The following is a 26,046-nucleotide window of genomic DNA, read 5'->3' on the forward strand; positions in this document are numbered from 1 at the left end:
GGCGTAGCGCTGCTACGCCTCCTCGGAGCACCTTGCCCGCCTTGATCTGACGAAAAAAATCGAATTCAGTGGGGGTAAAATCTTTAAAGAAAGGCGTTGCACATGTCTGATATATTGAAATTCGGTATTCCTAAGGGTTCCCTTGAAGACGCCACCGTCGATCTTTTTGCCAAGGCGGGGTGGAAGATTTCCATCTCTTCCCGCAGTTACTTTCCCGGTGTTGATGATGCCGAGCTCAACTGCAAGCTGATCCGCCCCCAGGAGATGGGGAAATACGTGGAGCGCGGCACCATCGACGTAGGTATTGCCGGCCGCGACTGGGTGCGGGAGAATGACTCGGACGTGGTGGAAGTGTGCGAGATGGTCTATTCCAAGGTATCCCGCCGACCGGTGCGCTGGGTGCTTGTGGTAGCCCAGGATTCCAAGGTGCAGCGTCCCGAGGATCTCGCCGGCGCCACCCTCTCCACCGAGTTGGTGGGCTTCACCAAACGCTACTTTGCCGAGCGTAACATCCCGGTGACTGTGGAGTTTTCCTGGGGAGCAACGGAGGCCAAGGTCGTTGACGGCCTCTGCGATGCCATCGTCGAGGTGACCGAGACCGGTTCCACCATCCGCGCCAACAACCTGCGCATCGTCTGCGACCTGATGGAATCGGTGCCGGTGATGATCGCCAACCGCAAATCCTGGGAAGATCCATGGAAACGGGAGAAGATCGAGACCATCGCCACCCTGCTAAAATCGGCTCTGGCCGCCGAAGGGATGGTGGGCCTCAAGATGAACGCCCCCGGCGACAAGGCGGATGCCATCACCAAGGTTCTGCCCAGCCAGAAGGCGCCAACGGTCTCCCACCTCTACAATTCCGACTGGGTCTCCATTGAGAGCATCCTCAACGAAAAGGAAGTGCGTTCCATCGTTCCTGCGCTGCTCAAGCTCGGTGCCGAGGGGATTGTGGAATATCCGTTGAACAAGATTATCTGATTAATTTACCGTTCAGTCACAAAAATCCAGATTATTATGCGCAAATAGCTGTAATTGAAAAGAAAAATGACATTTAGCCTTGACTTCCTGCTCTTAAAGAGTTATCTAAGCACCTTCTTAAAAGCATAGGCAGGAAGATAGACGATAATACTAAACCATCCGCGAGGGTGGGACGGAAAGCCCATTGGGTCTCATCGAGATAGCCGGGTCGCCGAAATATCACACCGATATTATGGCGAACCGGCTTTTCTTTTGCCTTCGGAACTGGTGCCGGTTATCGCAACGAAAGGAGGATCAATGAAAGATTTAAGTAAAAAAATGAGTGCAAAGCAAAGGCGCACGAACTCATTGCCGCCACCATGAAGAGTCTTGCCACCCTGCAGCAAGGTTTCATTACCCTTGAGGAACTGGAATTCTATCTGGAGGGGGCCAGGCTTTCAGATCAGGCCAGCCAGTGCATCAAGGCAGTAGACCCTTTGACCACCGGCTGGCTCAGCCGCGGGGCGCTGCTGAACTTTTACCAGGCTAATCTCCGTGCCCTTGATCGCGGCGTCCGGATCACCCGCATCTTTGTCACTACCCGGGAAGAATTGGCAGATCCGGAAGTACAGAAAGTCCTGCTGACCCAGTACCGGGACGATATCGAGATGCGGATCGCATTTCGCAACGAGTTGCCCACTGCAGTGGATATCGGTGGTGTCGATACCAACAGCACCTTCGATTTTGCCATCTATGACGATCGGGCTGTAACCGACGTCTTCGGCCAATCCAGTAAATATTACGGGCGAAAGACCTGCCAGCCTGTCGAGGTTGCCAAATACCTCTACATCTTCGAACTTCTTGAGCACAGTTCCCATGCGGTCACCCAGGAAAACGACCGGATCGTCCTGGCAAGCGATGTGCTGGAACTGGCATCCTGATACAACAGCGTTGCTTTCCATAAAATGCCAAAGCAAAGAAGACCCGCTGGACTCCGATCCAGCGGGTCTTCTTTTTATGGAGATGCGGGGCCGATGCCCTCCCTCAGGTCTTCTTCTCATTTGGATAAATTTAATATGAAAACCATTACCGAACGTGATAGAAATCTTGGGACCAGGGAGAAATGCACTGGCGAGAAAGTTCAACAATTGACAGGCAGGAACCCACGTCCACAGCGACCGGGGAGACCGAAAAAGGGAAAATAATCCGTATTATGTTCTCCAATTTGCTTGTCCCCAGATTTGCTTGTCCCCAGATTTTGCTGAAGTTCACCGAACTAGCCGGGAAAATGGGACGTGATGTGTCAACACTCAGTTCTGCAGCGGAGCGAATACGTGACAACAAGGCCTAAGACCCGCCTAAAACTAGCGGTTCAAAGCCACATCCGTTGGTCCAGAGGAAAAAACAAATGGAAACACTAGAAGAGAAAATTGCGAGGGTGGTGAAAGAGGAAGTGGCCATTGTGCCATATGATCCCCGATGGAGAGACCTCTTTGAAGAAGAGAGGAGACATCTTCTATCGTGCTTGCCTCATGATCTGGTGAAAAGGATCGAACATTTTGGGAGCACAGCTGTCCCAGGCCTCACGGCCAAACCCATCGTGGACATTCTGGTCGAGGTAACAAGCCTCGATGAAACCCAAAAGCTTATTGCCCCCATCTTGGAAGCGCAAGGGTACGACTATTTCTGGAGACCCACATGTGGAGATGACACGCCTCCATTCTATGCTTGGTTCATAAAGCGAGACAAGAACGGAAACAGAACACATCATATTCATATGATTGAACGCGATTTTGAACACTGGGACAGACTCCTGTTTCGGGACTACCTCATTGATCATCCAGATGCTGCACGGGAGTACGAGGATCTCAAGACACAGCTCTCTGAGGCGCACCATGGTGATCGTGTCTCCTACACGAAGGCCAAGAGCGATTTTGTCAACCTAGTAACCGAAATGGCCAAAGCAGACTTACAGAAAGGCCCAACCACTCGGCGGCAGACAACCGGCTGAAGCCGCCGCTGCGCTTAGGCACCGCTGTGCTGCACTACCAGGTTGTTGAAAAACGTCATGAGGAGGTCGCTATGCAAGGCTCAAGCGAGCGAGGAGACGAGTCGTACCCTATGTACGTTGAGTTTCCGAGCGAGCGGCAACGTAGCAGAGCGACCCTTTAGGCCCCGCGGGTCCGCAATAGTTTTTCAACAACCTGCTATAGGAGGCATTACTGCATGGAAGTAGAGATAGTCACAACCGCCCAACCATCAGGTGGTGTGGTGAACCCCCTCGGATCGTCATGATCAATGCCTGATAAAAGGAGAGATTTATGAAGGGAGTCATATGGAGCATAATGCTTGTTTTGCTTTTCTGTACAGGGGCGTCTGCCGAATCGTCGGTCTGGAAGGCGCAAAAGGATAATTCCACCATCTATCTGGGTGGAACCTGCCATGTCCTGCGCGAGTCCGATTATCCGCTGCCGCCGGAATTTGAAAAGGCTTACAAGGCATCGGAAACTGTGGTCTTTGAGACAGACATCGCTAAACTGCAGGATCCATCCATGCAACAGCAGTTGCTGGCAAAGGCCATGTATACCGACGGCAGCACCGCTGATAAACACCTGTCACCCAAGGTGTATGGCCAGCTCAGCTCCTTTTGTGAAACAAACGGCATTCCCATCAAAGCTTTCAGCCAATTCAAGCCGGCGATGATAATGTTGACGCTGACAGTCATTGAGCTTAAGAAACTGGGGGCTACCGAACAGGGGGTGGACCAGTTTTTCCACAGCCTGGCCAGTAGGGACAAAAAGCCCGTGGAGGGACTTGAGACGGTTGAGGAACAAATTGATTACATCGCTACCATGGCCGATGGCAACGAAGATGATTTCGTGCTCCACTCCCTGAAGGATATGAAGACCATGGACGAGCAGTTCAGTAATCTTGCAGCTGCATGGCGCAAGGGGGATGGCAGGAAACTGGACGAGTTGATGGTCAATGATCTCAAATCACGGCAACCGCAGCTCTACAAGAGATTGATCACCGATCGCAACAGAAACTGGTTTCCCTTGATCGACGCCTATCTAAAAACGCCCCGGACTGAATTCATCCTGGTCGGAGTTGGCCACCTGGTGGGGCCGGACGGGATCGTAGAGGCGCTGAAGAAGAAGGGATACAAAGTGGAAAAATTCTGACAAAAAAGGCCACCATTTCCGGTGGCCTTTTGCGTTTACGCCCTGGTCAGTTGGCGGTACTTGATGCGGTGGGGCTGGTCGGCGGCGGTGCCCAGGCGGGCGTGGCGGTCTTCCTCATACTCGGAGTAGTTCCCCTCGAACCAGACCACCTTGCTTTCTCCCTCGAAAGCGAGGATATGGGTGGCAATGCGGTCCAGAAACCAGCGGTCGTGGCTGATGACCACGGCACAGCCGGCGAAATTCTCCAGTGCTTCTTCCAGCGCCCGCATGGTGTTCACGTCCAGATCGTTGGTCGGTTCGTCAAGAAGGATGACGTTGCCACCGTCTTTCAGCATCTTCGCCAGGTGAACCCGGTTCCGCTCGCCGCCTGATAGAAGCCCGACTTTTTTCTGCTGATCGGCGCCGGAGAAGTTGAAGCGGGAGACGTAGGCGCGGGAATTGACCGTCTGTTTGCCCAGCTGGATCTGGTCCTGGCCGTCGGAGATGGCTTCCCAGATGGTCTGTTCAGGGTTGAGGCTGTCGCGGCTCTGGTCCACGTAGGCAAGCTTGACCGTCTCGCCGATGCGGATGTTGCCGCTGTCCGGTTGCTCCTGATTGGTGATCATGCGGAAAAGGGTGGTCTTGCCGGCGCCGTTGGGACCGATGATGCCGACGATGCCGCCTGGGGGGAGGCGGAAGGTCATGCCTTCAACCAGGAGCCGGTCGTCGTAAGCCTTATTGACGTTGTCTGCTTCGACTACGATGTCGCCAAGTCTCGGTCCGGGGGGGATGTAAATTTCCAGATCCTTGGCCCGCTTTTCGCTTTCCTGGGTGAGGAGCTGCTCGTAGGATGAAATACGTGCCTTGCCCTTTGCATGGCGGCCCTTGGGGGACATCTTGATCCATTCCAGCTCACGCTGCAGGGTTTTCTGGCGCTCGGTCTCGGTTTTTTCTTCCTGGGCCAGTCGCTGCTGCTTCTGCTCAAGCCAGGAAGAGTAGTTCCCCTGCCATGGTATTCCCTGGCCCCGGTCCAGCTCAAGGATCCAGCCGGCAACATTGTCCAGAAAATAGCGGTCATGGGTGACGGCGATAATGGTGCCGGCATAGCGCTGCAGGTGATGCTCAAGCCAGGCGACCGATTCGGCATCCAGGTGGTTGGTCGGTTCGTCCAGGAGCAGGATGTCCGGTTTCTGCAGCAGAAGCCGGCACAGGGCCACGCGGCGCTTCTCCCCGCCGGACAGTACTTTAACCGGGGTGTCGCCGGCCGGGCAGCGCAGGGCATCCATGGCCATTTCCAGCCGTGCATCCAGGTCCCAGGCATCCAGATGGTCCAGCTTTTCCTGCACCTCGGCCTGACGTGTTACAAGTTTGTCGAAATCGGCATCGGGCTCGCTGAACTTGGCGGTGATGTCGTTAAATTCATTGAGCAGATCGACGGTCTCCTGCACCCCCTGCTCGACGATCTCCCTGACTGTCTTTCCTTCGTCCAGCTGGGGCTCCTGCTCCAGGTAGCCGACGGTGTACCCCGCGGAGAGTACGGCCTTGCCGTTGAAGTCCTTGTCGACTCCTGCCAGGATGCGGAGCAGAGAGCTCTTTCCCGAGCCGTTCAGACCGAGCACGCCGATCTTGGCGCCGTAGAAATAGGAAAGATAGATGTCCTTCAATACCGGCTTCTTATCGTAGAATTTGCTGACGCCGATCATCGAATAAATGACCTTGTTGGGTTCTATCGCCATAGGATTTTCTTTATTCCTCCTCACAATTGAATGGCCTCATTTTTACACGTGCTTCAATGGGCCTGTCAACATCTCTTTGCCCATGCATCGCACATTTATCCCTTGCTCCCCCACCGGCTTTTTCCTTGACTAAAGGAGAGCAAATACGTTAATTTGTCGGTTTGGAAAACCGGCCAGAAGGCTTTTTCAGGAAAGGCGATACCGTGGCAACTGAAGAACTGAGTGAATTGTTGTTGCAGAGAAGACGCAAGGTTGACAGCATGTGGGAAGCGGGGATCAATCCTTATCCCAACGATTTCAGACCCGAACACACCTCGGCTGATCTTGTTGCCGCCTATGGCAATGTACAGGAGATCGAGGCCGACCCGCAGCATTTTATCGTTGCCGGGAGGATCATTGCCCGCCGTTCCTTCGGCAAGGCTGCCTTCGTGCAGCTCCAGGACCGCAAGGGGCGTTTCCAGCTTTATGTGAAGAAAGATGCGGTTGGAGAGGAAGTTTTCGAACAATTCGAATCTTTCGATATAGGCGATATCGTCGGTGCGACCGGTTATCCTTTTCGCACCAAGACCGGCGAGCTTTCCCTCCATGTCGAGCAGATCAGGCTTCTAACCAAGTCACTCTTGCCGCTACCCGAGAAATTCCACGGCCTTACCGATGTGGAGACCCGCTATCGCCAGCGGTATGTGGATTTGATCGTCAATCCCGAGGTTCGGGAACTGTTCGTCAAACGCTCCAGGGTCATTAATCTGATCCGCGAATTCATGGTGAAGAATGACTTTCTGGAAGTGGAAACGCCGATGATGCAGCAGATCCCCGGTGGAGCCACGGCGCGTCCCTTTGTCACCCATCACAATGCCCTGGATATGGAGCTCTTTCTCCGCATCGCCCCTGAACTTTACCTGAAAAGACTTGTGGTAGGAGGCCTCGACCGGGTTTTCGAGATCAATCGCAATTTCCGCAATGAGGGAATCTCTGTTCGCCACAACCCTGAATTCACCATGATGGAGTTCTACCAGGCCTACGCCACCTTCGAGGACCTGATGAACTACACCGAGGAACTGCTCTGCCATGTGGCGCAGAATGTCCTCGGCACCCTCGATTTCAGCTACCAGGGAATGCCGATCAGCTTCCAGCGCCCGTGGAAACGTTTCACTGTCAAGGAGGCGATCCTGGAATACGGCGACATCGATGCCAAATCCCTGGAGGATCGGGACATGGCCTATGCCTACGCCAAAAAGATCGGCCTCGATCTGCCCGAAGATATCGGTTACGGCAAGCTCATTACCGAAATATTCGAGGAAGTGGCGGAAACGAAACTGATCCAGCCTACCTTCATCACCGCTTACCCCACCGAGGTTTCCCCCCTGTCGCGGAAAAGCGACCACGACCCGGAGATCGTCGACCGCTTCGAGTTTTTCTGTGCCGGTCGCGAAATGGCCAATGCCTTTTCCGAGCTTAACGATCCGGTGGACCAGAAGGAGCGCTTTCTTGCCCAGGTTGCTGCCAAGGCCAAGGGTGATGAAGAGGCCCATTACATGGATGAAGATTACATCAGGGCGCTGGAATACGGTATGCCACCCACTGCAGGGGAGGGTATCGGTATTGACCGGCTGGTGATGCTTCTTTGCGATGCTCCCTCCATCCGCGATGTAATTCTCTTTCCCCAACTGCGAAAAGAAGTAAAATAATGATGAATTGTCCCGGCAATTCATTTTTTGAGGTTATAAAATAAATATGCCTTTTGAACTCTTCATCGGTCTCCGTTATCTGAAGGCGAAACGCAAGGCGACCTTCATCTCGCTGATCACGCTTATTTCCGTTGCCGGCGTGGCACTGGGGGTAATGGCGCTGATCATCGTCCTTGCCGTCATGACCGGTTTTGAAGAAGACCTCAAAGAGAAGATTCTCGGCACCAACGCCCATATCGTAGTGCTGAAAAGCGGCGAGGGAATAGAAGACCATCAGCAGCTGATGGACCGGTTGAAAAAATTCAAGGGCGTAGTTGCAACCACGCCGTTCATTTACAGCCAGGTGATGCTGACCACCGGCAAAAATGTATCGGGGGTGGTACTGCGTGGGGTGGATACCAAGACCGATGCCCAGGTAACCAATCTGCACAAGACGGTGGTTGAGGGAAACCTGGTTGACTTGGATCGCCGGACACCGTTGCCGTCGAAGAGTGACGAATCACCGCTGCCGGGAATTGTAATCGGCAAGGAATTGGCCAAGAACCTCAACCTTTTTCTCGGCGACAGCGTCAATGTAGTCTCTCCCATGGGTAATATTACACCGCTTGGCATGATGCCGAAGATGAAGCGTTTCCGCCTGGTGGGTATCTTCAACACTGGTATGTTCGAATATGATTCTACCCTGGCCTATGTGGGGCTCGGTGACGCGCAGGATTTCCTCGGATTGGGCTCGGCCGTTACCGGCATCCAACTTAAGGTTGCCGATGTGTACAAGAGCGGTGAAATTACACGCAGGATCAATCAGGAGCTGGGCTTTCCTTATTTTGCCAGGGACTGGATGCAGATGAACAAAAACATTCTCTTCGCCCTCCGGACGGAGAAGGTTGTCATGTTCATCATTCTTACACTGATCGTCCTGGTGGCCGCCTTCGGCATTGCTTCGACACTGTTCATGGTGGTCATGGAGAAGACACGGGACATCGCCATTCTCAAATCCATGGGGGCTACCAGCAGAAGCGTCATGCGCATTTTCGTCTTCGAGGGACTTATCATCGGTTTTTTCGGTACGGCCATCGGCGTTCTCGGGGGGCTGCTTGTGGCCCTTAACCTGGAGCCGATCGTCAATACGGTGCAAAAGCTGACCGGTTTCCAGTTTTTCAGCAAGGATATTTATTACCTGGACCATTTCCCTTCGCTGGTCATCCCCTCGGATGTGATACTCATTTCAGTCACAGCCATCGTCATCTCTTTCGTTGCAACCCTTTACCCGTCATGGCAGGCATCGAGACTTTCCCCAGCCGAGGCACTGCGCTATGAGTAATCTGCTGGAGGTCAGTGACCTGTATAAATCTTACGGCAGTGGTGCGGGCAAGGTGGAGGTGCTGAAGGGAATCAGCCTGAATGTGACTGCCGGTGAAACCATCGCCCTGGTAGGGGCTTCGGGGGCAGGCAAGAGCACGCTGATGCATGTGCTCGGCACCATCGATACCCCTACCTCCGGTGTGGTAAAATTCGATGGGGAGGAGATCTTCAAGCTGGGGGGCGCTGCCCTCGCATCGTTCAGAAATCTCTCCATAGGATTCGTCTTCCAGTTTCACCATCTCCTGCCGGAATTCACCGCCCTGGAGAATGCGATGATGCCGCTTCTGATCGGCGGCACCAAGCGGAGCGAAGCGGAACCCATCGCTGCCGGCCTTTTGCGCGATGTGGGGCTGTCCCACCGCCTGACCCATAAACCGGGAGAGCTTTCCGGCGGCGAGCAGCAGCGGGTGGCAATTGCCCGTGCCCTGGTCCGTTCACCAAAGCTGCTTCTGGCCGACGAACCGACGGGTAATCTTGATATGAAAACCAGTGACGAGGTCCATGATCTCTTGATGGATATTCATGTCAAAAGGGGACTTACCCTGATCATTGTCACTCACAATGAAAAGCTGGCGGCCAAGATGGCCAGGACCATCCGCATGGTTGATGGCAGGATCAGCTGATCAGAACATCTAGTTGTTCAATTTAACGACTGACCGACTTTTTCGGGGGATGCTTGTTACGGATAGCCAATAGACTTCTTTTTCTGATGACAATGATTGCCGTCTTCTGTGGTTCAGCCTTTGCCGATGGGGAAAAAATCTCCCAGCTGCAAATCAAGGGAAATCGCAGGATCGAATCCGCTGCCATACAGAAGGTAATCAAGGTGAAGGAGGGTGATACCCTCTTTGCCGATAAGGTGGACAGCGATGTCCGTGCCATCTACAAGCTGGGCTATTTCGAAGACGTGAAGGCAATTCTGGACAAAAGTGACGCCGGTGCCACCCTTACCTACCAGGTGACGGAAAAACCGGTGGTGCGAGAGGTAAAGATCGAAGGCAACAAGGAACTTTCCATCGACAAGATCAAGGAAGCCCTTGAGATCAAGCAGAACACGATTTTTACACCGAAGGATCTGACGAAGAGCATCAAGAAGGTAAAAAAGCTCTATGCAGACGAAGGGTATTATCTGGCTGAAATAGACAGCAGCGTTGAGAAGCGTTCGGCTACTGAAATCAGGATCATGCTGAAAATAAACGAGGGTAAGAAGGTCCTGATCAAGACCATCCGCTTTGAGGGCAACAAGGCTTTCTCCGCCAGGAGGCTGAAAAAGGCCATGGAGACCTCGGAACGTTGGATGTTCTCCTGGCTTACCGGCGCAGGCACCTATAAGGAAGAGGTGCTGAAGAACGATGTCAATCTCATTTCGGACCTTTATTTCAACGAAGGCTATATAAACGTCAAGATAGGCGAACCGGCGGTTCGCGTTCTGGAGGACAAGAGCGGTCTGGAGGTGCTGATCGGCATCACCGAAGGGGACCAATACAAGGTGGGAACGTTGGGATTCAAGGGGGAAATGCTGGACTCCCAGGAGACTTTCTCCAAGATGCTGAAAATCAAAAGCGGAGAGGTTTTCAACCGCAGCACCTTGAGAACTGATGTCTTCACCCTGACCGATTTCTATGCCGACAAGGGCTATGCCTTTGCCAACATAACTCCTTTGACCAAGGTCAATCCTGAAGCAAAGATCATCGACATCACCTTTGATATGGAAAAAGGTGAAAAGGTATATATCGACCGCATCAATATCAGCGGCAACACCAAGACCCGCGACAAGGTCATCCGCCGGGAATTGAAATTTGCCGAAGGTGATCTCTACGGATCTACCCCCTTGAAGCGGAGCAAGCAGAACTTGATGAACCTTGGTTTTTTCGAAGAGGCCAACCTGGTCACGGCTAAGGGAAGTGCCGATAACAAGCTTGATCTGAATGTGGATGTGAAGGAAAAAGCTACCGGCACCTTCAGTATCGGTGCAGGCTACAGTTCCCTTGACGGGATTATCGGTCAGGGCTCCGTTCAGGAGGCGAACTTTCTCGGCTTGGGGCTTAAGGCTACGCTTTCGGCTTCCCTTGGCGCCAAAACCCAGACCTACAATGTGGGACTGACCGATCCATATTTCCTTGACACCAGATGGACCGTCGGTGCTGATATTTATCGCACCGAACGGGACTATACGGATTTTTCCCGACGGGTTACCGGTGGCGACATCAAGGGGGGCTATCCCCTGAGCGACACCCTGAGCACTTTCTGGATCTACAAGTATGAGCAGAAGGAGATCTTCGACGAATCCGTATCCCTGCTGGAAAGTATCAAAAATGGTACCGTCACCTCCGAAACAACCGGCACCACCAGTTCCATAACCGCCAGTCTGACCAGCAACACCACCGATTACCGCCTCGATCCTTCCCGTGGAATGATGAATACCCTTTCCGCTGAATTTGCCGGACTTGGCGGCACCAACCGGTTTGCCCGCTATATTACCGAGAATGCCCTCTATCTCCCTGCCGGTTGGGGTGGTGTATTTTCCCTGCGTGGCACCTTCGGCTACATCCAGAGTGTGGGGAAAGAAGTCCCGATCGACGAGAAATTCTATCTTGGGGGGATCAACACCCTGCGCGGCTATAGCAGCAGAACTGTCAGCCCTTACAAATTGGTGTCCACGACCAACAGCGATGGAACGATCAGTTCCGATAATTTGTACCTGGGAGGGGATACTGAACTCATTTTCAATGCCGAGTATCAGTTTCCTCTTTTGAAGGATGCGGGGCTTAAGGGGGTAATATTCTTCGATGCCGGGAATTCATACGGCAGTATCGGAGATATATTTACCCGCTTCCAGACCAGTTATGGCGCCGGCATCCGCTGGTTTTCACCCATCGGCCCCTTGCGTCTCGAATACGGAATACCCGTTAATCCCCGTACTGGTGTAGACAGTGCTGGCGGTAAACTGGAATTTTCAATAGGAAGTTTTTTCTAACCATGTTCATAAGGAGAAACGGATGAAAAGCATTATTATTCTTGCGGCAGTCTCTATCTTTTCGCTGGGCATCACCTCGGCTGCTTTTGCTGCTGACGGGGCCAAAATCGGTTCGGTCGATGTTCAGAAGGTGCTCCTCCTGTCCAATTCGGGCAAAGAAGCAAAGGAACAACTTGCCCAGAAGGCCAACAAGTACGAAGCAGAGAAGAACGCCAAGGATGAGGAGCTGAAAAAACTGAAGACCGACCTGGAAAAACAGAGCGTTCTGCTTTCCGAGTCGGCCCGGAGCAGCAAAGAACGTGACTATCAGCAGCGGCTCAAGGAATATCAGCGTTTTCTCAAGGATGCCCAGGATGATCTGCAGGCCAAGAATGACGAACTGACCAATCGCATAGTCGACGAGGTCGTCAGGGTCACCCAGGATTTTGCCCGCAAGAACGGCTACACGGTCATCTTCGTCAGGAATGAGACCATGATTTACCTGGATGACAAGGCTGACCTTACCGACCAGATCCTGAAACTCTTCAATGACAGCAAGAAAAAATAATGCCGTGAAGGGTGAAGAGTGAAGAGTGAAGAGTGAAGAGTGAAGAGTGAAGAGTGAAGAGTGAAGAGTGAAGAGGGGCAACTGCTTTTTTCTCCTCACCCCTAACTCCTTACCCCTCTCTGTTTACCGAAAGGTGATAACGTGGGAAAAACACTGAAGGAAGTGGCTGAATACCTGGGTGGACGGGTAATCGGCGACGAAAATGCCGTGGTAGGAGGTCTGGGCACCCTTGACGATGCCGGGGAGGGGCAGATAACCTTCCTTGCCAATCCCAAATATGCGCAGAAGGTTGCCACTACCAGGGCTACTGCTGTCATACTGCCCCCCGGCGCACCAGGGCACGGCAGGAATGTGATCGAGGTTTCCAATCCCTATTTGGCCTTCGCCAAACTGCTGACCCTGTTCTACGTGGCTCCGCCAAAGGCCCTGGGTGTAATGGATGGCGCTGTCATCGGCCAGGGAGTCGCCATGGGCAAGGACATTTCCATCTATCCCGGAGCCCATGTGGCCGACGGGGTCAAAATGGGAGACCGGGTTACCCTTTATCCCGGCGTTGTGCTTTATCCCGGGGTCGAACTGGGAAGCGATGTCACTCTCCATGCCAATGTGGTCGTTCGTGAGCGCTGCCGGATCGGCAACCGGGTCACCGTTCACAGCGGCACGGTGATCGGCACTGACGGTTTCGGCTATGCCCCGGACGGCAAAGACTGGTACAAGATTCCGCAGATCGGCATTGTCATCCTCGAGGATGATGTGGAGATCGGTTCAAATGCGGTGATCGACCGGGCAGCGCTTGAGGCGACCATTATCGGTCGCGGGACCAAAATCGACAACCTGGTGCAGATCGCCCACAACTGCGTCATCGGCGAGAACTGCATGATCGTGTCCCAGGTGGGGATTTCCGGCAGCACAAAGGTCGGCAACCACGTGACCATGGGAGGACAGGTCGGGGTCGCAGGGCATATCCAGATCGGCGACAATGTCATGGTCGGAGCCAAATCGGGGGTGCCGGGCAACATTCCGGCTAACCAGATAGTCAGCGGCATACCGGCTTTTGCCCACCGGGACTGGCTCAAGGCATCGAGCGTCTTCCCCCGGCTGCCAGAACACCGGAAAACTTTGGCCTCTCTGGAAAAACGGGTCCAGGAGCTGGAAGAGAAGCTCAAGGCGGATGAAAAAGTTAAATGATAGTACTGTTTTAATTGCCTCGTTAAGGAGCCTGTTATGATGGACATCAATGAAATCATGAAGATATTGCCCCATCGCTACCCCTTTCTCCTGGTGGACAGGATAGTTGAGATGGAACCGGCCAAGCGCATCGTCGGACTGAAAAACGTGACAATCAATGAGCCCTTTTTCCAGGGCCACTTCCCCGGTCACCCGGTTATGCCGGGTGTGCTCATAGTTGAAGCCATGGCCCAGGTTGCCGGAATCATGGCTTACCTGGCTTCCGATGAGGAAACGCGGAAAAAGGTCAGCTATTTCATGTCCATCGACAGCGCCAAGTTCAGAAAGCCGGTGTTTCCCGGGGACCAGTTGCGGATCGAGATTGAAACCATCTTCCATCGCCGTGGCATCTGGAGTGTTGCCGGAAAGGCTTTTGTTGGCGACGTTCTCGCCACGGAAGCTGAACTGAAAGCAACCTTTGCCGAAAAATCAAACTGAAGGCCGGAGAAAAAAATGATACATTCGACTGCAGTGATACACTCCGGGGCAGAGCTTGCCGCTGATGTTGAAATAGGACCCTATGCCATTATCGGAGAGCACGTGAAGATAGGCCGGGGAACGAAGGTAGGCGCCCATGCAGTTATCGACGGCTGGACTACTATCGGCGAATACAACCAGATTTTTCACCTGGCGTCCGTCGGTGCTGTGCCCCAGGATCTCAAATACAAGGGAGAAGAGACCTATCTGAAGATCGGCGACCGCAATATAATACGCGAATTCGCCACCCTGCATCTGGGAACGGTAACCGGAGACGGTGAGACAACGGTAGGCAATGGCAACCTCTTCATGGCCTATTCCCATGTGGCCCATGACTGCCATGTGAGAAATGGTGTGGTCATGGCCAATGCGGCAACCCTGGCCGGCCACGTGACAGTGGAAGATTACGCCATCCTGGGAGGGTTGTGCGCCATACATCAGTTTACCCGGATTGGCGCCCATGCCATGATCGGTGGCGGCACCCTGGTCGGCATGGATATTCCCCCTTACACGATTGCCACCGGAGACCGGCGGGATGCCCGGTTGCGGGGGCTTAACCTGGTGGGACTGAAGCGGCACAACGTCAGCGATGAGGTCGTTTCGGCCCTGAAGAAGGCATACAAGATCCTTGCTTTGTCAGACATGAAACTGAAAGACGCCATCGAAAAGATCAAGACTGAGATTCCTTCCTCCCCCGAAATGGAGCATTTCATCACCTTCATCGAATCGGCCCAGAGGGGTATCTGCCGCTGATTTTAACTCATTGTATCCACGTTTATCCGAAGGTGACGGTTGTTATCGTCGCCTTCGCCAATTTTTGACGTAATTTTTTTCCGGGAATTATCTTTGGTTCAAGGTGCAAGAAAAATAATGATATCTGCCGGCGAGGCATCCGGCGACATGTACGGAGCCGTGCTCGCAAGAGAAATCTCCGCTCTTGATTTTAAAACCGCGTTTATCGGCATGGGCGGACCGGGAATGCGTGCTGCCGGTGTCGAGACAGTGGTCGACGCCAACGAAATGGCTGTGGTCGGACTGGTAGAGGTGATTGCCCATTTTCCGGTTATCGTCAAGGCCTTCAACACGCTCAAAAACATCCTGCATTCGGATCCGCCGGACCTCCTCATCCTTATCGATTACCCCGATTTTAACCTGCGCCTGGCCAAGGTTGCCAAAAAGGCCGGTGTGAAGGTTCTTTACTTCATCAGTCCACAGGTCTGGGCATGGCGGGCCGGGCGGGTGAAGAAAATAGGCCGCGTGATAGATCAAATGGCGGTGCTGTTTCCCTTTGAGGTGCCATACTACGAAAGGGAGCAGGTGCCGGTTACCTTCGTCGGGCACCCACTGCTGGATATGGTCCGTCCCACCATGACGAAGGCTGAGGCAACGACCAAATTCGGTCTGGCCGATGGGCGGAGGGTGATCGGCCTCTTTCCGGGCAGCCGGCGCGGTGAAATAAAAAGTCTGTTTCCGGTGATCCTTCAGTCAGCGCGCCTGCTCAAGGATCGTCACCCCGACATTGAATTCGTCCTGCCCCTGGCATCAAGCCTGAAGAGGGAAGAGCTCCAGCCGTCATTGGATGCCAGTGGGCTTGAGATAAAGGTGGTGGAAAATGCCACCCATGATGTGATACAGGTCTGTGATGCCATCATCACCGTTTCGGGAACGGTAACCATGGAGATAGCCATTCTCGGCGTGCCCATGGTGATCATATACAAGGTGTCGCCCTTCACCTATGCGGTGGGCAAGCGCCTGATCAAGGTTGATCATATCGGTATCTGCAACATAGTTGCCGGGGAGCGTGCGGTCAAGGAGCTGATTCAGCACGACGCCGAGCCGGAGAAAATTGCAGCTGAAATTACTGCCATACTGGAAGATACAGAATACGCAATTAAAATCCGCAAGAGCCTAGCAGCGGTTCCGGCAAAACTCGGCAGTGGCGGGGCTCTGCACCGGGTGGCGCAGCTGGCGCTGAGCTTGATGAGAGAGAATGAAAAGACATGAGTTTATTCAGCCGCATTGTTTCCTATAGCCGCCGTCACTGGTGGCGGATTCTGATAGCCGCAGTGGCCTCCATAGGTGTCGGGGCCATGGACGGTGCCTTTGCCTACCTGGTCGAACCGACCTTGAAAAAGATATTTGCCGGCAAGGACATGTTCATTTTCACCCTGTTGCCCGTTGCCATTATTTTCCTCTTTGCCTTGCGCGGCGCCTGCCGTTTTACCAATGACTACTTCATGCGCACTGCAGGCCAACTGGCAGTCCAGGATGTGCGCAATCAGATTTACCAGCGCAACATGGGACTTGGCCTTGGATTCTTCAACCGCAACCCGACCGGAGTTCTGATGTCGCGGGTCCTCAATGACGTGAGCATGATGCAGGAAGCAGTCGGCAATATCATCACCGGCCTCTTCCGCGATGGGTTTTCCGCCGTCTCGCTCCTGACGGTCATTTTTTACCGCAACTGGAAGCTGGCCCTAATTACCTTCATCGTCATTCCTCTTACGGTGCTGCCGGCGCAAAAGATTGGCCGGCGCATCAAGAATCTGGCCAAGCATGGTCAGGAAAAGATGGGTGAGATAGCCAGCGTTCTACAGGAGACCTTCTCCGGCATCAAGGTGATCAAGGCGTTTGGCCTGGAAGAACGGGAAATACAGAAATTTTTCGCCATAAACCGCCAATTCTACTTTTTTACTCGCAAGAATATTAAATACGAGGCGCTGTCTGCGCCGATCATGGAGATTATAACCTCTTTGGGCATTGCCGCCGTCATCTGGATCGGCGGCAACGACGTCATGCAGGGGAGGATGAGCGCCCCTGAGTTCTTCTCATTCATTACGGCGATGGTTCTGGTATATACGCCGATCAAGAGATTGATCAATGCGTACAATGCAATGCAGCGTTCACTTGGGGCTGCTGAACGGGTCTTCGAAATCATCGATGAGAAGCCTGAAATAGTGGATCGTCCGGATGCGGTTGAACTGGAGAGGGTTAGCGGCAATGTGGCGTTACAAGGAGTTTCCTTTCGGTATAACGACGATTACGTGTTGAGAAATGTCAACCTTGAGGCGCGCAAGGGGGAAGTGGTAGCCTTTGTCGGCCCGTCCGGCGGAGGTAAGACTACCCTGGTCTCCCTGATTTCCCGTTTTTACGATCCGACCGAGGGGGCTGTCCTCATGGACGGCAAAGATATCCGGCAATTCAAGCTGAAGAGTGTGCTCAGGCAGATCGCCCTGGTCGACCAGGAGACGATCCTGTTCAATGACACCCTGGCCAACAATATCCGTTACGGGATGACCGACGCCACCGACGCCCAGGTGGAGGCCGCTGCCAGAGCTGCCTTCGCCCATGATTTCATCATGGATATGCCCATGGGATATGAAACCGGCATCGGCGACCGGGGGGTCAGGTTGTCCGGGGGGCAGCGCCAACGGATCTGCATTGCCCGGGCTATTCTCAAGGATGCACCGATTCTCATCCTGGACGAGGCGACCAGTGCCCTTGATACCGAGAGCGAGCAGATGGTGCAGAATGCCCTCAATAACCTGATGGCCAACCGCACTACCTTCGTCATCGCCCATCGTCTTTCCACCATTCTCCATGCCGGCAAAATCGTAGTTCTGGACAAGGGTGAAATTGTCGAATCCGGCAACCATGAAGCCCTGCTGGCCCTTGGCGGCCTCTACTCGAAGCTTTATGAAATGCAGTTTCAGGACTGAGAAACGGTGATTGGTGATTGGTGATTGGTGATTGGTGAGGAGTGAGGAGTGAGGAGTGAGGAGTGAGGCGGGGACAATGAGAAAGCTGCAGTGGCGCCTGGAAACAGCGATCTTTATCCTGTTTTCTTTTGTCATTTCCCTGATCCCGAACAGGATTGCCATTTTCCTGGGGCAAATGCTGGGACGCCTGCTTTTCAATCTGCTGAAGCGGCGCCGGAAAATTGCCATTGACAATATCACCGCTACGCTTCCTTTTCTTCAGGGATGTGAAGGGTGGAACCCTGCCCACGGTACAGCTCAGGCAATTGCCAGGAGAACCTTCGAAAATCTTGGCAGGTCCCTGGTGGAGGATTGCAAAATATACCACGGCCGCGGCAGCCACATCATTAGTGCCGTTCAGTTCAGAGGGCTTGAACATTACGAGAACGCCCTGGCTAAGAATAAGGGAATTGCCTTTATTACCGCCCATTGCGGCAACTGGGAGGTCATGGCGTTATCATTCGGGGTTCGGATCAAGGAGCTGTCAGTGGTAGCCAGACGTCAGGATAATGCCTACCTTAACAATGTGCTGGAAAAAATCCGCAGCGGTTATGGGAACAGGGTCATTTACAAGCATGGGGCACTGAAGCCGATGATCGCCGAGTTCAGGAAGAACAATATTGTCGGTGTCCTCGTGGATCAGGCTGTTATGTCCAATGAAGGGGTGCTGGTGAAATTCCTTGGACGCAACTGCTGGACAACGAAACTACCCACCATCATATCCCGCAAAACCGGAGTCCCTCTGATTCCGGCATTCGTCCACCGGGAAGGGGACAGCCACGTGGTACAGTTCTATCCTGAGATTGAGCCTGACCTGGCGCAGGAAGGTGATGACGGTGTCCGGGCTGACACGGCGGCTCTTTTGTCCGTGCTCGAGGATTACATCGTCAGGTATCCCGATCAATGGTACTGGATACATAACCGCTGGAAGAGAGTTCCCTAACCCTCACCCTTGCCCTCTCCCAGGGGGAGAGGGCAAGGAGTACTCTCCCCCAGAGGGGGAGAGATAGAGAGAGGGCTGCCTGAGATATCCATGATCATTTTCCTTTATAACCTGCTGGCCGTTATATCCATCCCCTTTGTCGTATCCTACCACCTCTACCGCTCCATTTCCCGTGGCAGAAAAACGGCATTCACAGAACGTTTCGGCTTTATCCCGGCCTCCGAACTTAAGACACTTGCCGGTAGCGAGGTGATCTGGCTGCATGCGGTTTCGGTCGGGGAAACGATCGCCGCGGTGCCGCTGGTGAAGGCGCTGCGTCAACGCTATCCCCGGAAGAAAATTGTCGTTTCCAACGTTACCGAAACGGGGCGGGAAGTTGCCCAGAAGATAGCCGGCGTCGATCTCTGCATTTATTTTCCCTTCGATTATCCATTTGCCGTGGCCAGGGCGCTGAACAGGGTCAGGCCCTCACTGGTGCTCATCATGGAGACGGAGATCTGGCCCAATTTCATCCGCAAGGCCCGGGCTCTCCATATCCCGGTAGTGCTGGTCAACGGGCGCATTTCCGACCGGTCCTTCCGGCGCTATTTGAAGCTTTCCTGGTTCTTCGGCCCGGTTTTGAGGCTGCTGAGCGCCATCTGCATGCAAAGCGGCGAGGACGCCCGCCGCATCCAAGCCGTCGGTGCGCTGCCCGCCCAGGTGCAGGTGACCCGGAACCTGAAATACGATATTTCCGTACCAACCCATTCAGTGCCCGAGCGTGAGCAAATAAAAGCTCGCTACTGTCTGCCCGGCGATGTCCTTGTTTTTACCGCCGGCAGCACCCATGAAGGGGAGGAAGCGGCTGTGATCGCCGCTTACAAGGCTGCAAAGACAGTGGACAATGGGGTAATTATGGTGCTGGCTCCTCGCCATCCTGAGCGAGCCAGGCAGGTGGCCGGGCTTCTGGCTGCCGCAGGGATTTCTTATCGCTTCCGTTCAGCTCTCCATGAAAACGAGGGTGCCCTTGCCGCGGGCGAGGTCCTGCTGGTGGACACGATCGGCGAGCTGCTGAACCTTTATGCCGTGTCCGATGTGGTCTTTGTGGGGGGGAGTCTGGTGCCGACGGGTGGGCATAACGTCCTTGAACCTGCCGCCTTAAGTGTACCGGTCATCTTCGGCCCCCACATGGACAACTTTCGGGAAATATCGGCACTGGTGCTGGCCGGCCGTGCCGGCATCCGGGTGGCTGACGGAGATGAGCTTGCCGCGCAGCTGCAGGCCCTGCTGAAAGACAATGACCGGCGGCGGCAGATGGGAACCTGCGGAGCCAAGCTCATTGCGGAAAACAGCGGGTCTGCAGACCTGCATTGTGCGGTCATTCAAGAGACCTGTGATTGGTGATTGGTGATTGGTGAGGAGTGAGGAGTGAGGTTAAAACTTCGAACTTCGAACATAGAACATAGAACCTCAAACATAGAACTTCAAACATAGAACATGAAAAACGATCTGGAAAGATATTACAAGGAGTTGGTGGAGGGGAGAAAAAGGGGCTTCGCTGACCGATGCCTGCTTGCGTTTCTCATCGGCTGCTCCTTTGTTTATGCCCTTGTCATGCGCCTGAGGGCTATTGCTTATGCAGCGGGATTGTTGCCGGTGCGGCGGCTGGACCGGCCGGTCATAGCTGTCGGCAACCTGGTTGCAGGAGGGACCGGCAAGACTCCCACGGTTGCATGGCTGGCACGCCGGCTGATGGCACAGGGCAAGCGGGTAGCGGTGCTTTCCCGTGGTTACGGCGGTGCCTTTGCCGGGGCCGTTCATCTTGTCTCCGATGGTGTGGCCCTCCATGCAACAGCCGAAGAGGCCGGTGACGAGCCGCTGCTGCTCGCCCGGTCCATCCCCGGAATTATCGTTGTCGTTGGCGCAGACCGCTACCAGGCGGGGCTCCTTGCTCGGGAGCGTTGCAATCCCGATGCCTACATCCTCGACGACGGTTTTCAGCACATGGGGTTGCATCGGGACCTGAACATCCTGCTCATGGATTGCGAGAGGCCGTTGGTCAACGGCAGGACCTTTCCGGCAGGGCTTTTGCGGGAACCGGCATCAGCCCACAGGCGCGCCGACCTTATTGTTCTTACCCGATGCACAGGAAACGAAGTAAGGTTACCCTTTGCCACGGATGAACCGGTTTGCCGTTCAAGCCATGAACTTTCGGGGTATGTGCCCCTGGCGGGAGGAGCTCTGCGCCCGTTCAGCGACCTGGATGGGAAAAGGGGGGTGGCCTTCGCCGGCATTGCCGATCCGGCCGCCTTTTTCGATTCTCTGGAAAAAAGTGGGAACCATCCGGTGGCCACACTGGCCTTTCCCGATCACTCGGGTTACGGGGAGGAGGAAATCGCCGCCCTTTCCCGGCTTGTGGCTGCTTCCCGCTCCGAATATCTCATAACGACCGAAAAAGATGCCGTCAAACTCCATTCCCATATCTCCAGGCTGGGAAACGTTTATGTGACTCCGCTGGAGCTGCGTTTTTCCGACCCCCAAATTTTGGAAGCTCAGCTGGACACCCTCTTCAGGAGGTAAATTTTGATGACAATTTCCCAAGAGCTGCTCAGTATTCTCGCCTGTCCGAACTGCAAGGGTGAGCTTGTTCTTTTGGCCGACGGTTCCGGCCTGGTCTGCGAAGCTTGCCGCCTCAGGTATCCCGTTCGTGACGGCATACCGGTGATGCTGGTGGACGAGGCGGAGAAGCTGGATTAACGGCTGAAACAATTGAATTATTGAAGGAAGTACATGAAAACAAAGATTATTGCGGTCGTGGTTGTTTTAGCCCTTGCGGTTCTGGCGGCTGTCTTCATACCCAGGAAACCACCGGCATCCGACTATCGCCTGGCAAAGGTCGAGAAAGGATCGATCGTCTCCAATGTATCGGCAACCGGCACCCTTGCCGCAGTTGTTACGGTGCAAGTGGGTACCCAGGTTTCCGGTACCATCAGCAGACTTTTTGTCGACTTCAACTCGCCGGTGAAGAAGGGGCAGGCCATCGCCCAGATAGATCCTGCCCTCTTCAGTGCCAGAGTCGAAGAATCCAGGGGCAACTACATCAGCGCCCAGGCTAATCTTGACAGAGCAAAGGCCGAAATGGTGGACGCCAGGAGGGCTCTGGAGCGTAACCGCCAGTTGATCAAGGATGGCATCCTGGCCCAGAGTGAATTCGACACGGCCGATACCAGATATAAGCAGGCCCTGGCAGCAGTAAAGGCTGCCGAGGGCAGCATTTCCCAGACCCGCGGATCTTACAGCCAAGCCCAAACGAACCTGAAATATGCCACCATTACCTCGCCTGTGGATGGAATCGTCGTTTCCCGCAACGTGGATGTGGGCCAGACTGTTGCCGCCTCGTTCCAGACACCCACCCTGTTCACCATCGCCCAGGATCTTACAAATATGAAGATCGACACCAGTGTCGACGAGGCCGATATCAGCAGGGTCATGGTCGGTCAGCCGGTAACCTTCACCGTTGATTCCTACCCCAAGAACAATTTTCCCGGCAAGGTTACCCAGATCCGGAATGCGCCGATCATCAACCAGAATGTCGTCACCTACACGGTGGTGATCGGTGTGGACAACAAGGAACTCAAGCTGAAACCTGGAATGACTGCCAATGTTACCATCGAGACGGCGCGCAAGGATGATGTATTGAAAATTCCTTCTGCCGCCCTTCGTTTCAAGCCTAAATCTGCAAAAGAGGCCAAAGGAAAGCCTGACGGAAAGGGTGCGGGCAAAAAGAAAAGAGAAGGCGGCCCGGTGGTATATGTCCTTGGCCCTGAAAAAGAGCCGGTGCCGGTTTCTGTCGTGACAGGTATCGGTAATTCCGGCCATGTGGAGCTGGTGCAAGGCAACCTCAAGGAGAACGATGAGGTGATAATCGAGCAAGTTTCGACAAAGAAGAAAGCGAACGGGGGCGCCGGCTCGATGCCCATGTGATGGCAACTGTTATCCACAGGTTCCCAAAGGTTCTTTCCAAGATATGAACGATGTGGTCAAGGTCAGCAATGTGACCAAGATATACAGTGTCGGCGAACAGCGGGTAGAGGCGCTCAAGGGTGTTTCCCTGACCGTCGTTCAGGGCGAATTCGTCGCTATCATGGGGGCTTCCGGCAGCGGAAAATCCACCTGCATGAATATCCTCGGCTGCCTTGATGTCCCTACCTCCGGCGAATATCTGCTGGATGGAATAAGCATCGGCAAGCTCTCCGGAAACGATCTGGCCGAGATCAGGAACAGGAAGCTGGGCTTTGTTTTCCAGGGATTCAACCTGTTATCGCGTACCACTGCCCGGGAAAATGTTGAATTGCCGCTGGTTTATGCCAGGTGTCCGGCAGCAGCCAGAAAGGAAAGAGCCCTGGCGGCGCTTGACCAGGTAGGTTTGGCGGAACGGTCGAACCATTTCAGCAACCAGATGTCCGGCGGACAGCAGCAGCGGGTTGCCATCGCCCGGGCACTGGTAACCGACCCGGCAATCATTCTGGCCGATGAACCGACCGGCAACCTGGACAGCAGGACCAGTGAAGAGATTATGGGGCTTTTCCAGGAACTGAACCTGCAGGGTATAACCATCATCATGGTGACCCACGAGCCCGATATCGCCGCCCATGCAAAGAGGCAGCTCACGTTCCGCGATGGGCAGATCATCGATGACCGGCCGAATCAACAGCTCAAGGTATAGACATATGGAGTTCTGGCAGTCGTTCAAAATAGCCTTGAGGGCGCTCCGGGTCAACAAGATGCGCTCCTTTCTCACCATGCTCGGCATCATCATCGGCATTGCCTCGGTAATAGCCATGGTGGCCATCGGTACCGGAGCCCAGAAGAAAATTTCCGAACAAATCGCCAGCATGGGCAGCAACCTTATTCTGATCATACCCGGATCCACAACCACTGCCGGGGTACGCGTCGGCTCAGGAGCCGCTCCCACCCTGACCTATGACGACGCCAGGGCCATAAGAGCTGAATGTCCCTCGGTGGAGGAAGCTGCACCAACCACCCGCGGCGGCGGGCAGGTGGTCTATGCCAATCAGAACTGGTCAACGGTGATAATGGGGATAACTGCAGATTTTCTGACGGTCAGGGAATGGCCGATCGCCGCGGGCCGCAATTTTACCCAATCGGATGTGGACGGCATGACCAAGAACTGCATTATCGGCCAGACCATCGCCGATAATCTGTTCGGTTCCGTCGATCCCGTCGGCAAGGTCATTCGCATCAAGAAGGTCCCCTTCCTGGTGGTCGGCCTGCTGGAAAAGAAGGGACAGTCCCCCCAAGGAACGGACCAGGATGATGTGGTCAATATTCCCATCCGCACCGCCCAGCGCAAATTATTCGGCAGCCCATTTCCCAATGCCGTAAACTCGATCCTGATCCGGGCCACTGGCAGCGAAGATCTTTCACGGGCAGAAGAGGAGGTGACTGCACTTCTCAAACAGCGCCATCACATCGGTCCCAACAAGGAAAACGATTTTACCGTCCGTAACCTGACAGAGCTCCTTTCCGTGGCGTCATCATCATCCCAGACCATGTCCATTCTCCTAGGAGCCGTAGCTTCAATTTCCCTGATCGTCGGCGGCATCGGCATCATGAACATCATGCTGGTGTCGGTGACGGAGCGGACCCGGGAAATCGGCATCAGGATGGCCATCGGTGCCAAGCAGCGGGACATCCTGCTCCAGTTCCTCACCGAGGCTGTCCTGCTGACCTTTTTTGGCGGCGTTATCGGCATCGCCCTTGGAGTCGGCGGAGCAACGGCAGTTTCCAAGCTGGTGGGGTGGCCCACTCTCGTTTCCTTCCAGGCGATTGCCCTGGCTGTCTTCTTTTCTGCTGCAGTGGGTATTTTTTTCGGTTTTTACCCGGCAAAAAAAGCGGCTGCCCTCAATCCCATCGACGCATTGCGTTACGAGTAAAAGGCCTGGAATCTGACAGAATTTCCCTCCCAAATCCTGCACCTTCGTCTTGCAATTACCTGTGAAATGTGGAAAAATGCGACGTTTGAGCCGATGGGTTCACTGATTAACTTGAACCCGAAGTTGCTCCAAATGGTTTTAGGTGATGCTTATAAAAAACGAACAGAAAAAAATACTGGTGATGCGCTACAGGTTCATCGGCGATACCATTCTCACCGTCCCTTTCCTGCGCAACCTGCGCCGTGCCGAGCCCGACGCTTTTATCGCCTGGATGGTGGCCCCCGGTTCCTCGGAAGTCGTCAAAGGAATTCCTTATGTGGATGAGCTTATCTATTGGGACCCGGTGACGATTCATGCCGACAGCAGGGGGACGCACCGGACCCTGGCGTCGAAACTTGCTTTTTTCAAGGAGCTTCGCTCCAGGCATTTTGACAAAGTCTATGTGCTGAAACGTTCGTTTTCCAGTGCACTTTTGGCCTGGCTTTCTGGAGCGAAAGACCGCGTTGGATTTGATACTGAAGGGCGTGGTTTTCTGCTGACTGGAAGGGTGCCGTATCGTCACGATCAGCATGAGGTGCAGAACTTCCTGGATGTGCTGCGGGCCGACGGGGTGCCGGTTGCCGATGATCATCTGGAAGCCTGGATTTCTGCCGAAGAGCAACAGTTTGCCGACCAGTACATGGCTGAGCATGGCGTCGGTGCCGATGAACAGTTGCTGGCCGTTCATCCCTTTGCCGCTAATCCGGTACGAGGCTGGCACGAGGACAACTTTGTCGAGGTGGCGAACCGACTGCAGCGTCTATACAAGGCACGAATCGTTCTTTTCGGCGGTGGCCGCGATGTGGAACGTGCACAATATATGCGCCAGCGTATTTCTCCCGAGCCGGTGATGGTCGTCGGCAGCACCACCCTGCGCCAAACAATGGCCATTCTTGCCCGATGTCAGCTTCTTGTTTGCAACGACAGCGGCATCATGCACCTGGGTGCGGCCCTTGGCGTACCTCTTGTGGCAATATTTGGCCCACAGTCGCCGGTAAAGTTTGGACCGTGGGGGAAGGGTTGTCGGGTCGAGTACAGTGAATTCAAGTGCAGCCCATGCCGGCAGAAATTTTTTACCGAATGTAAGCCCTCACCGCGGGGAAAGCCGGAATGCGTTGAAGCGGTGCAGATTGAGCAGGTTATCAAATGTGTGGCAGATGTAAGGAATTAAGATGAAATCCCTTGTTATATGGCAGGTAGTGGCTTAGCCTATGCGTCCTCTACTCATTATTGAGCCA

The 26,046-nt window shown here is 54.2% G+C and carries 23 protein-coding genes and 1 riboswitch; of the genes, 22 read left to right on the plus strand and 1 reads right to left on the minus strand.

Annotated features, from left to right (window positions below):
• Nucleotides 1-102: 102 nt before the first annotated feature.
• From hisG to GEOB_RS10410, 4 genes are all read left to right on the plus strand, one after another.
• The gene (gene hisG / locus GEOB_RS10390; protein ID WP_012647172.1) at nt 103-978 is read left to right on the plus strand and encodes an ATP phosphoribosyltransferase; all 876 of its coding nucleotides are present in this window, start codon (nt 103-105) and stop codon (nt 976-978) included.
• Nucleotides 979-1,117: 139 nt separating this feature from the next.
• A riboswitch (cyclic di-GMP riboswitch) is annotated at nt 1,118-1,194 on the plus strand.
• 143 nt (nt 1,195-1,337) lie between these two features.
• Nucleotides 1,338-1,898: a hypothetical protein gene (locus tag GEOB_RS10395; protein ID WP_012647173.1), complete on the plus strand. Its 561-nt coding sequence runs from the start codon at nt 1,338-1,340 to the stop codon at nt 1,896-1,898.
• A 467-nt stretch (nt 1,899-2,365) separates the two neighbouring features.
• A complete protein-coding gene (locus tag GEOB_RS10405) occupies nt 2,366-2,968 on the plus strand; it encodes a GrpB family protein (protein ID WP_012647175.1) in 603 nt (200 codons plus the stop codon).
• Nucleotides 2,969-3,278: 310 nt separating this feature from the next.
• On the plus strand, nt 3,279-4,139 hold the full coding sequence (locus GEOB_RS10410) for a TraB/GumN family protein (protein ID WP_012647176.1): 861 nt from the start codon (nt 3,279-3,281) through the stop codon (nt 4,137-4,139).
• Between the two features lie 35 nt (nt 4,140-4,174).
• Here the strand turns inward: GEOB_RS10410 and ettA are convergent, their stop codons facing one another.
• The gene (ettA, locus tag GEOB_RS10415; protein WP_041267127.1) at nt 4,175-5,854 is read right to left on the minus strand and encodes an energy-dependent translational throttle protein EttA; all 1,680 of its coding nucleotides are present in this window, start codon (nt 5,852-5,854) and stop codon (nt 4,175-4,177) included.
• 203 nt (nt 5,855-6,057) lie between these two features.
• Here ettA and lysS point away from each other — a divergent pair, with 203 nt between their 5' ends.
• The 18 genes from lysS (at nt 6,058) to waaF (ending at nt 25,979) form a co-directional block, all read left to right on the plus strand.
• Entirely contained in the window at nt 6,058-7,542 is a 1,485-nt protein-coding gene (gene lysS, locus GEOB_RS10420) for a lysine--tRNA ligase (protein ID WP_012647178.1), read from the plus strand.
• A 46-nt stretch (nt 7,543-7,588) separates the two neighbouring features.
• Nucleotides 7,589-8,863, plus strand: coding sequence for a lipoprotein-releasing ABC transporter permease subunit (locus tag GEOB_RS10425; protein ID WP_012647179.1), 1,275 nt, complete (start codon nt 7,589-7,591; stop codon nt 8,861-8,863).
• A complete protein-coding gene (locus tag GEOB_RS10430; RefSeq protein ID WP_012647180.1) occupies nt 8,856-9,527 on the plus strand; it encodes an ABC transporter ATP-binding protein in 672 nt (223 codons plus the stop codon). Before GEOB_RS10425 ends, GEOB_RS10430 begins: the two co-directional genes overlap by 8 nt.
• Nucleotides 9,528-9,580: 53 nt before the next feature.
• Nucleotides 9,581-11,881: an outer membrane protein assembly factor BamA gene (gene bamA / locus GEOB_RS10435; RefSeq protein WP_012647181.1), complete on the plus strand. Its 2,301-nt coding sequence runs from the start codon at nt 9,581-9,583 to the stop codon at nt 11,879-11,881.
• A 22-nt stretch (nt 11,882-11,903) separates the two neighbouring features.
• On the plus strand, nt 11,904-12,428 hold the full coding sequence (locus GEOB_RS10440; protein ID WP_012647182.1) for an OmpH family outer membrane protein: 525 nt from the start codon (nt 11,904-11,906) through the stop codon (nt 12,426-12,428).
• A gap of 141 nt (nt 12,429-12,569) precedes the next feature.
• Nucleotides 12,570-13,616, plus strand: a complete 1,047-nt coding sequence (lpxD, locus tag GEOB_RS10445) for a UDP-3-O-(3-hydroxymyristoyl)glucosamine N-acyltransferase (protein ID WP_012647183.1) — start codon at nt 12,570-12,572, stop codon at nt 13,614-13,616.
• 36 nt (nt 13,617-13,652) lie between these two features.
• The gene (gene fabZ / locus GEOB_RS10450) at nt 13,653-14,093 is read left to right on the plus strand and encodes a 3-hydroxyacyl-ACP dehydratase FabZ (protein ID WP_012647184.1); all 441 of its coding nucleotides are present in this window, start codon (nt 13,653-13,655) and stop codon (nt 14,091-14,093) included.
• 15 nt (nt 14,094-14,108) lie between these two features.
• Nucleotides 14,109-14,885 carry an acyl-ACP--UDP-N-acetylglucosamine O-acyltransferase gene (gene lpxA / locus GEOB_RS10455; protein ID WP_012647185.1) on the plus strand — a complete coding sequence of 259 codons (777 nt, stop codon included), beginning with the start codon at nt 14,109-14,111 and terminating at the stop codon, nt 14,883-14,885.
• A 117-nt stretch (nt 14,886-15,002) separates the two neighbouring features.
• Entirely contained in the window at nt 15,003-16,136 is a 1,134-nt protein-coding gene (lpxB, locus tag GEOB_RS10460) for a lipid-A-disaccharide synthase (protein WP_041267129.1), read from the plus strand.
• Nucleotides 16,133-17,851 carry a lipid A export permease/ATP-binding protein MsbA gene (gene msbA / locus GEOB_RS10465; protein ID WP_012647187.1) on the plus strand — a complete coding sequence of 573 codons (1,719 nt, stop codon included), beginning with the start codon at nt 16,133-16,135 and terminating at the stop codon, nt 17,849-17,851. Before lpxB ends, msbA begins: the two co-directional genes overlap by 4 nt.
• Nucleotides 17,852-17,927: 76 nt before the next feature.
• A complete protein-coding gene (locus tag GEOB_RS10470) occupies nt 17,928-18,833 on the plus strand; it encodes a lysophospholipid acyltransferase family protein (RefSeq protein ID WP_012647188.1) in 906 nt (301 codons plus the stop codon).
• Between the two features lie 90 nt (nt 18,834-18,923).
• The gene (locus GEOB_RS10475) at nt 18,924-20,216 is read left to right on the plus strand and encodes a 3-deoxy-D-manno-octulosonic acid transferase (protein WP_012647189.1); all 1,293 of its coding nucleotides are present in this window, start codon (nt 18,924-18,926) and stop codon (nt 20,214-20,216) included.
• A gap of 93 nt (nt 20,217-20,309) precedes the next feature.
• A complete protein-coding gene (gene lpxK / locus GEOB_RS10480) occupies nt 20,310-21,392 on the plus strand; it encodes a tetraacyldisaccharide 4'-kinase (protein ID WP_012647190.1) in 1,083 nt (360 codons plus the stop codon).
• Between the two features lie 6 nt (nt 21,393-21,398).
• A complete protein-coding gene (locus tag GEOB_RS19770) occupies nt 21,399-21,569 on the plus strand; it encodes a Trm112 family protein (RefSeq protein WP_012647191.1) in 171 nt (56 codons plus the stop codon).
• 33 nt (nt 21,570-21,602) lie between these two features.
• Nucleotides 21,603-22,796: an efflux RND transporter periplasmic adaptor subunit gene (locus GEOB_RS10485; RefSeq protein ID WP_012647192.1), complete on the plus strand. Its 1,194-nt coding sequence runs from the start codon at nt 21,603-21,605 to the stop codon at nt 22,794-22,796.
• 43 nt (nt 22,797-22,839) lie between these two features.
• Nucleotides 22,840-23,538, plus strand: a complete 699-nt coding sequence (locus GEOB_RS10490) for an ABC transporter ATP-binding protein (RefSeq protein WP_012647193.1) — start codon at nt 22,840-22,842, stop codon at nt 23,536-23,538.
• Complete coding sequence (locus tag GEOB_RS10495) at nt 23,507-24,769, plus strand: ABC transporter permease (protein ID WP_230198927.1); 1,263 nt, start codon at nt 23,507-23,509, stop codon at nt 24,767-24,769. Before GEOB_RS10490 ends, GEOB_RS10495 begins: the two co-directional genes overlap by 32 nt.
• Before the next feature lie 145 nt (nt 24,770-24,914).
• The gene (gene waaF / locus GEOB_RS10500) at nt 24,915-25,979 is read left to right on the plus strand and encodes a lipopolysaccharide heptosyltransferase II (protein WP_012647195.1); all 1,065 of its coding nucleotides are present in this window, start codon (nt 24,915-24,917) and stop codon (nt 25,977-25,979) included.
• Nucleotides 25,980-26,046 lie beyond the last annotated feature (67 nt).

Origin of the sequence: Geotalea daltonii FRC-32 (assembly GCF_000022265.1) — a bacterium.
Classification (GTDB): domain Bacteria; phylum Desulfobacterota; class Desulfuromonadia; order Geobacterales; family Geobacteraceae; genus Geotalea; species Geotalea daltonii.

Bases quoted from the DNA above. Each gene is read 5' to 3' on its own strand.
- GEOB_RS10405 (WP_012647175.1), top strand. From the start codon at position 2,366: ATGGAAACACTAGAAGAGAAAATTGCGAGGGTGGTGAAAGAGGAAGTG.
- fabZ (WP_012647184.1), top strand. From the start codon at position 13,653: ATGATGGACATCAATGAAATCATGAAGATATTGCCCCATCGCTACCCC.
- msbA (WP_012647187.1), top strand. From the start codon at position 16,133: ATGAGTTTATTCAGCCGCATTGTTTCCTATAGCCGCCGTCACTGGTGG.
- GEOB_RS10495 (WP_230198927.1), top strand. From the start codon at position 23,507: ATGACCGGCCGAATCAACAGCTCAAGGTATAGACATATGGAGTTCTGG.
- waaF (WP_012647195.1), top strand. From the start codon at position 24,915: ATGCTTATAAAAAACGAACAGAAAAAAATACTGGTGATGCGCTACAGG.
- GEOB_RS10475 (WP_012647189.1), top strand. From the start codon at position 18,924: ATGATCATTTTCCTTTATAACCTGCTGGCCGTTATATCCATCCCCTTT.
- GEOB_RS10440 (WP_012647182.1), top strand. From the start codon at position 11,904: ATGAAAAGCATTATTATTCTTGCGGCAGTCTCTATCTTTTCGCTGGGC.
- GEOB_RS10490 (WP_012647193.1), top strand. From the start codon at position 22,840: ATGAACGATGTGGTCAAGGTCAGCAATGTGACCAAGATATACAGTGTC.
- lpxK (WP_012647190.1), top strand. From the start codon at position 20,310: ATGAAAAACGATCTGGAAAGATATTACAAGGAGTTGGTGGAGGGGAGA.
- lpxA (WP_012647185.1), top strand. From the start codon at position 14,109: ATGATACATTCGACTGCAGTGATACACTCCGGGGCAGAGCTTGCCGCT.
- hisG (WP_012647172.1), top strand. From the start codon at position 103: ATGTCTGATATATTGAAATTCGGTATTCCTAAGGGTTCCCTTGAAGAC.
- GEOB_RS10430 (WP_012647180.1), top strand. From the start codon at position 8,856: ATGAGTAATCTGCTGGAGGTCAGTGACCTGTATAAATCTTACGGCAGT.
- GEOB_RS10485 (WP_012647192.1), top strand. From the start codon at position 21,603: ATGAAAACAAAGATTATTGCGGTCGTGGTTGTTTTAGCCCTTGCGGTT.
- GEOB_RS10425 (WP_012647179.1), top strand. From the start codon at position 7,589: ATGCCTTTTGAACTCTTCATCGGTCTCCGTTATCTGAAGGCGAAACGC.
- GEOB_RS19770 (WP_012647191.1), top strand. From the start codon at position 21,399: ATGACAATTTCCCAAGAGCTGCTCAGTATTCTCGCCTGTCCGAACTGC.
- GEOB_RS10395 (WP_012647173.1), top strand. From the start codon at position 1,338: ATGAAGAGTCTTGCCACCCTGCAGCAAGGTTTCATTACCCTTGAGGAA.
- GEOB_RS10470 (WP_012647188.1), top strand. From the start codon at position 17,928: ATGAGAAAGCTGCAGTGGCGCCTGGAAACAGCGATCTTTATCCTGTTT.
- lpxB (WP_041267129.1), top strand. From the start codon at position 15,003: ATGATATCTGCCGGCGAGGCATCCGGCGACATGTACGGAGCCGTGCTC.
- GEOB_RS10410 (WP_012647176.1), top strand. From the start codon at position 3,279: ATGAAGGGAGTCATATGGAGCATAATGCTTGTTTTGCTTTTCTGTACA.
- ettA (WP_041267127.1), bottom strand. From the start codon at position 5,854: ATGGCGATAGAACCCAACAAGGTCATTTATTCGATGATCGGCGTCAGC.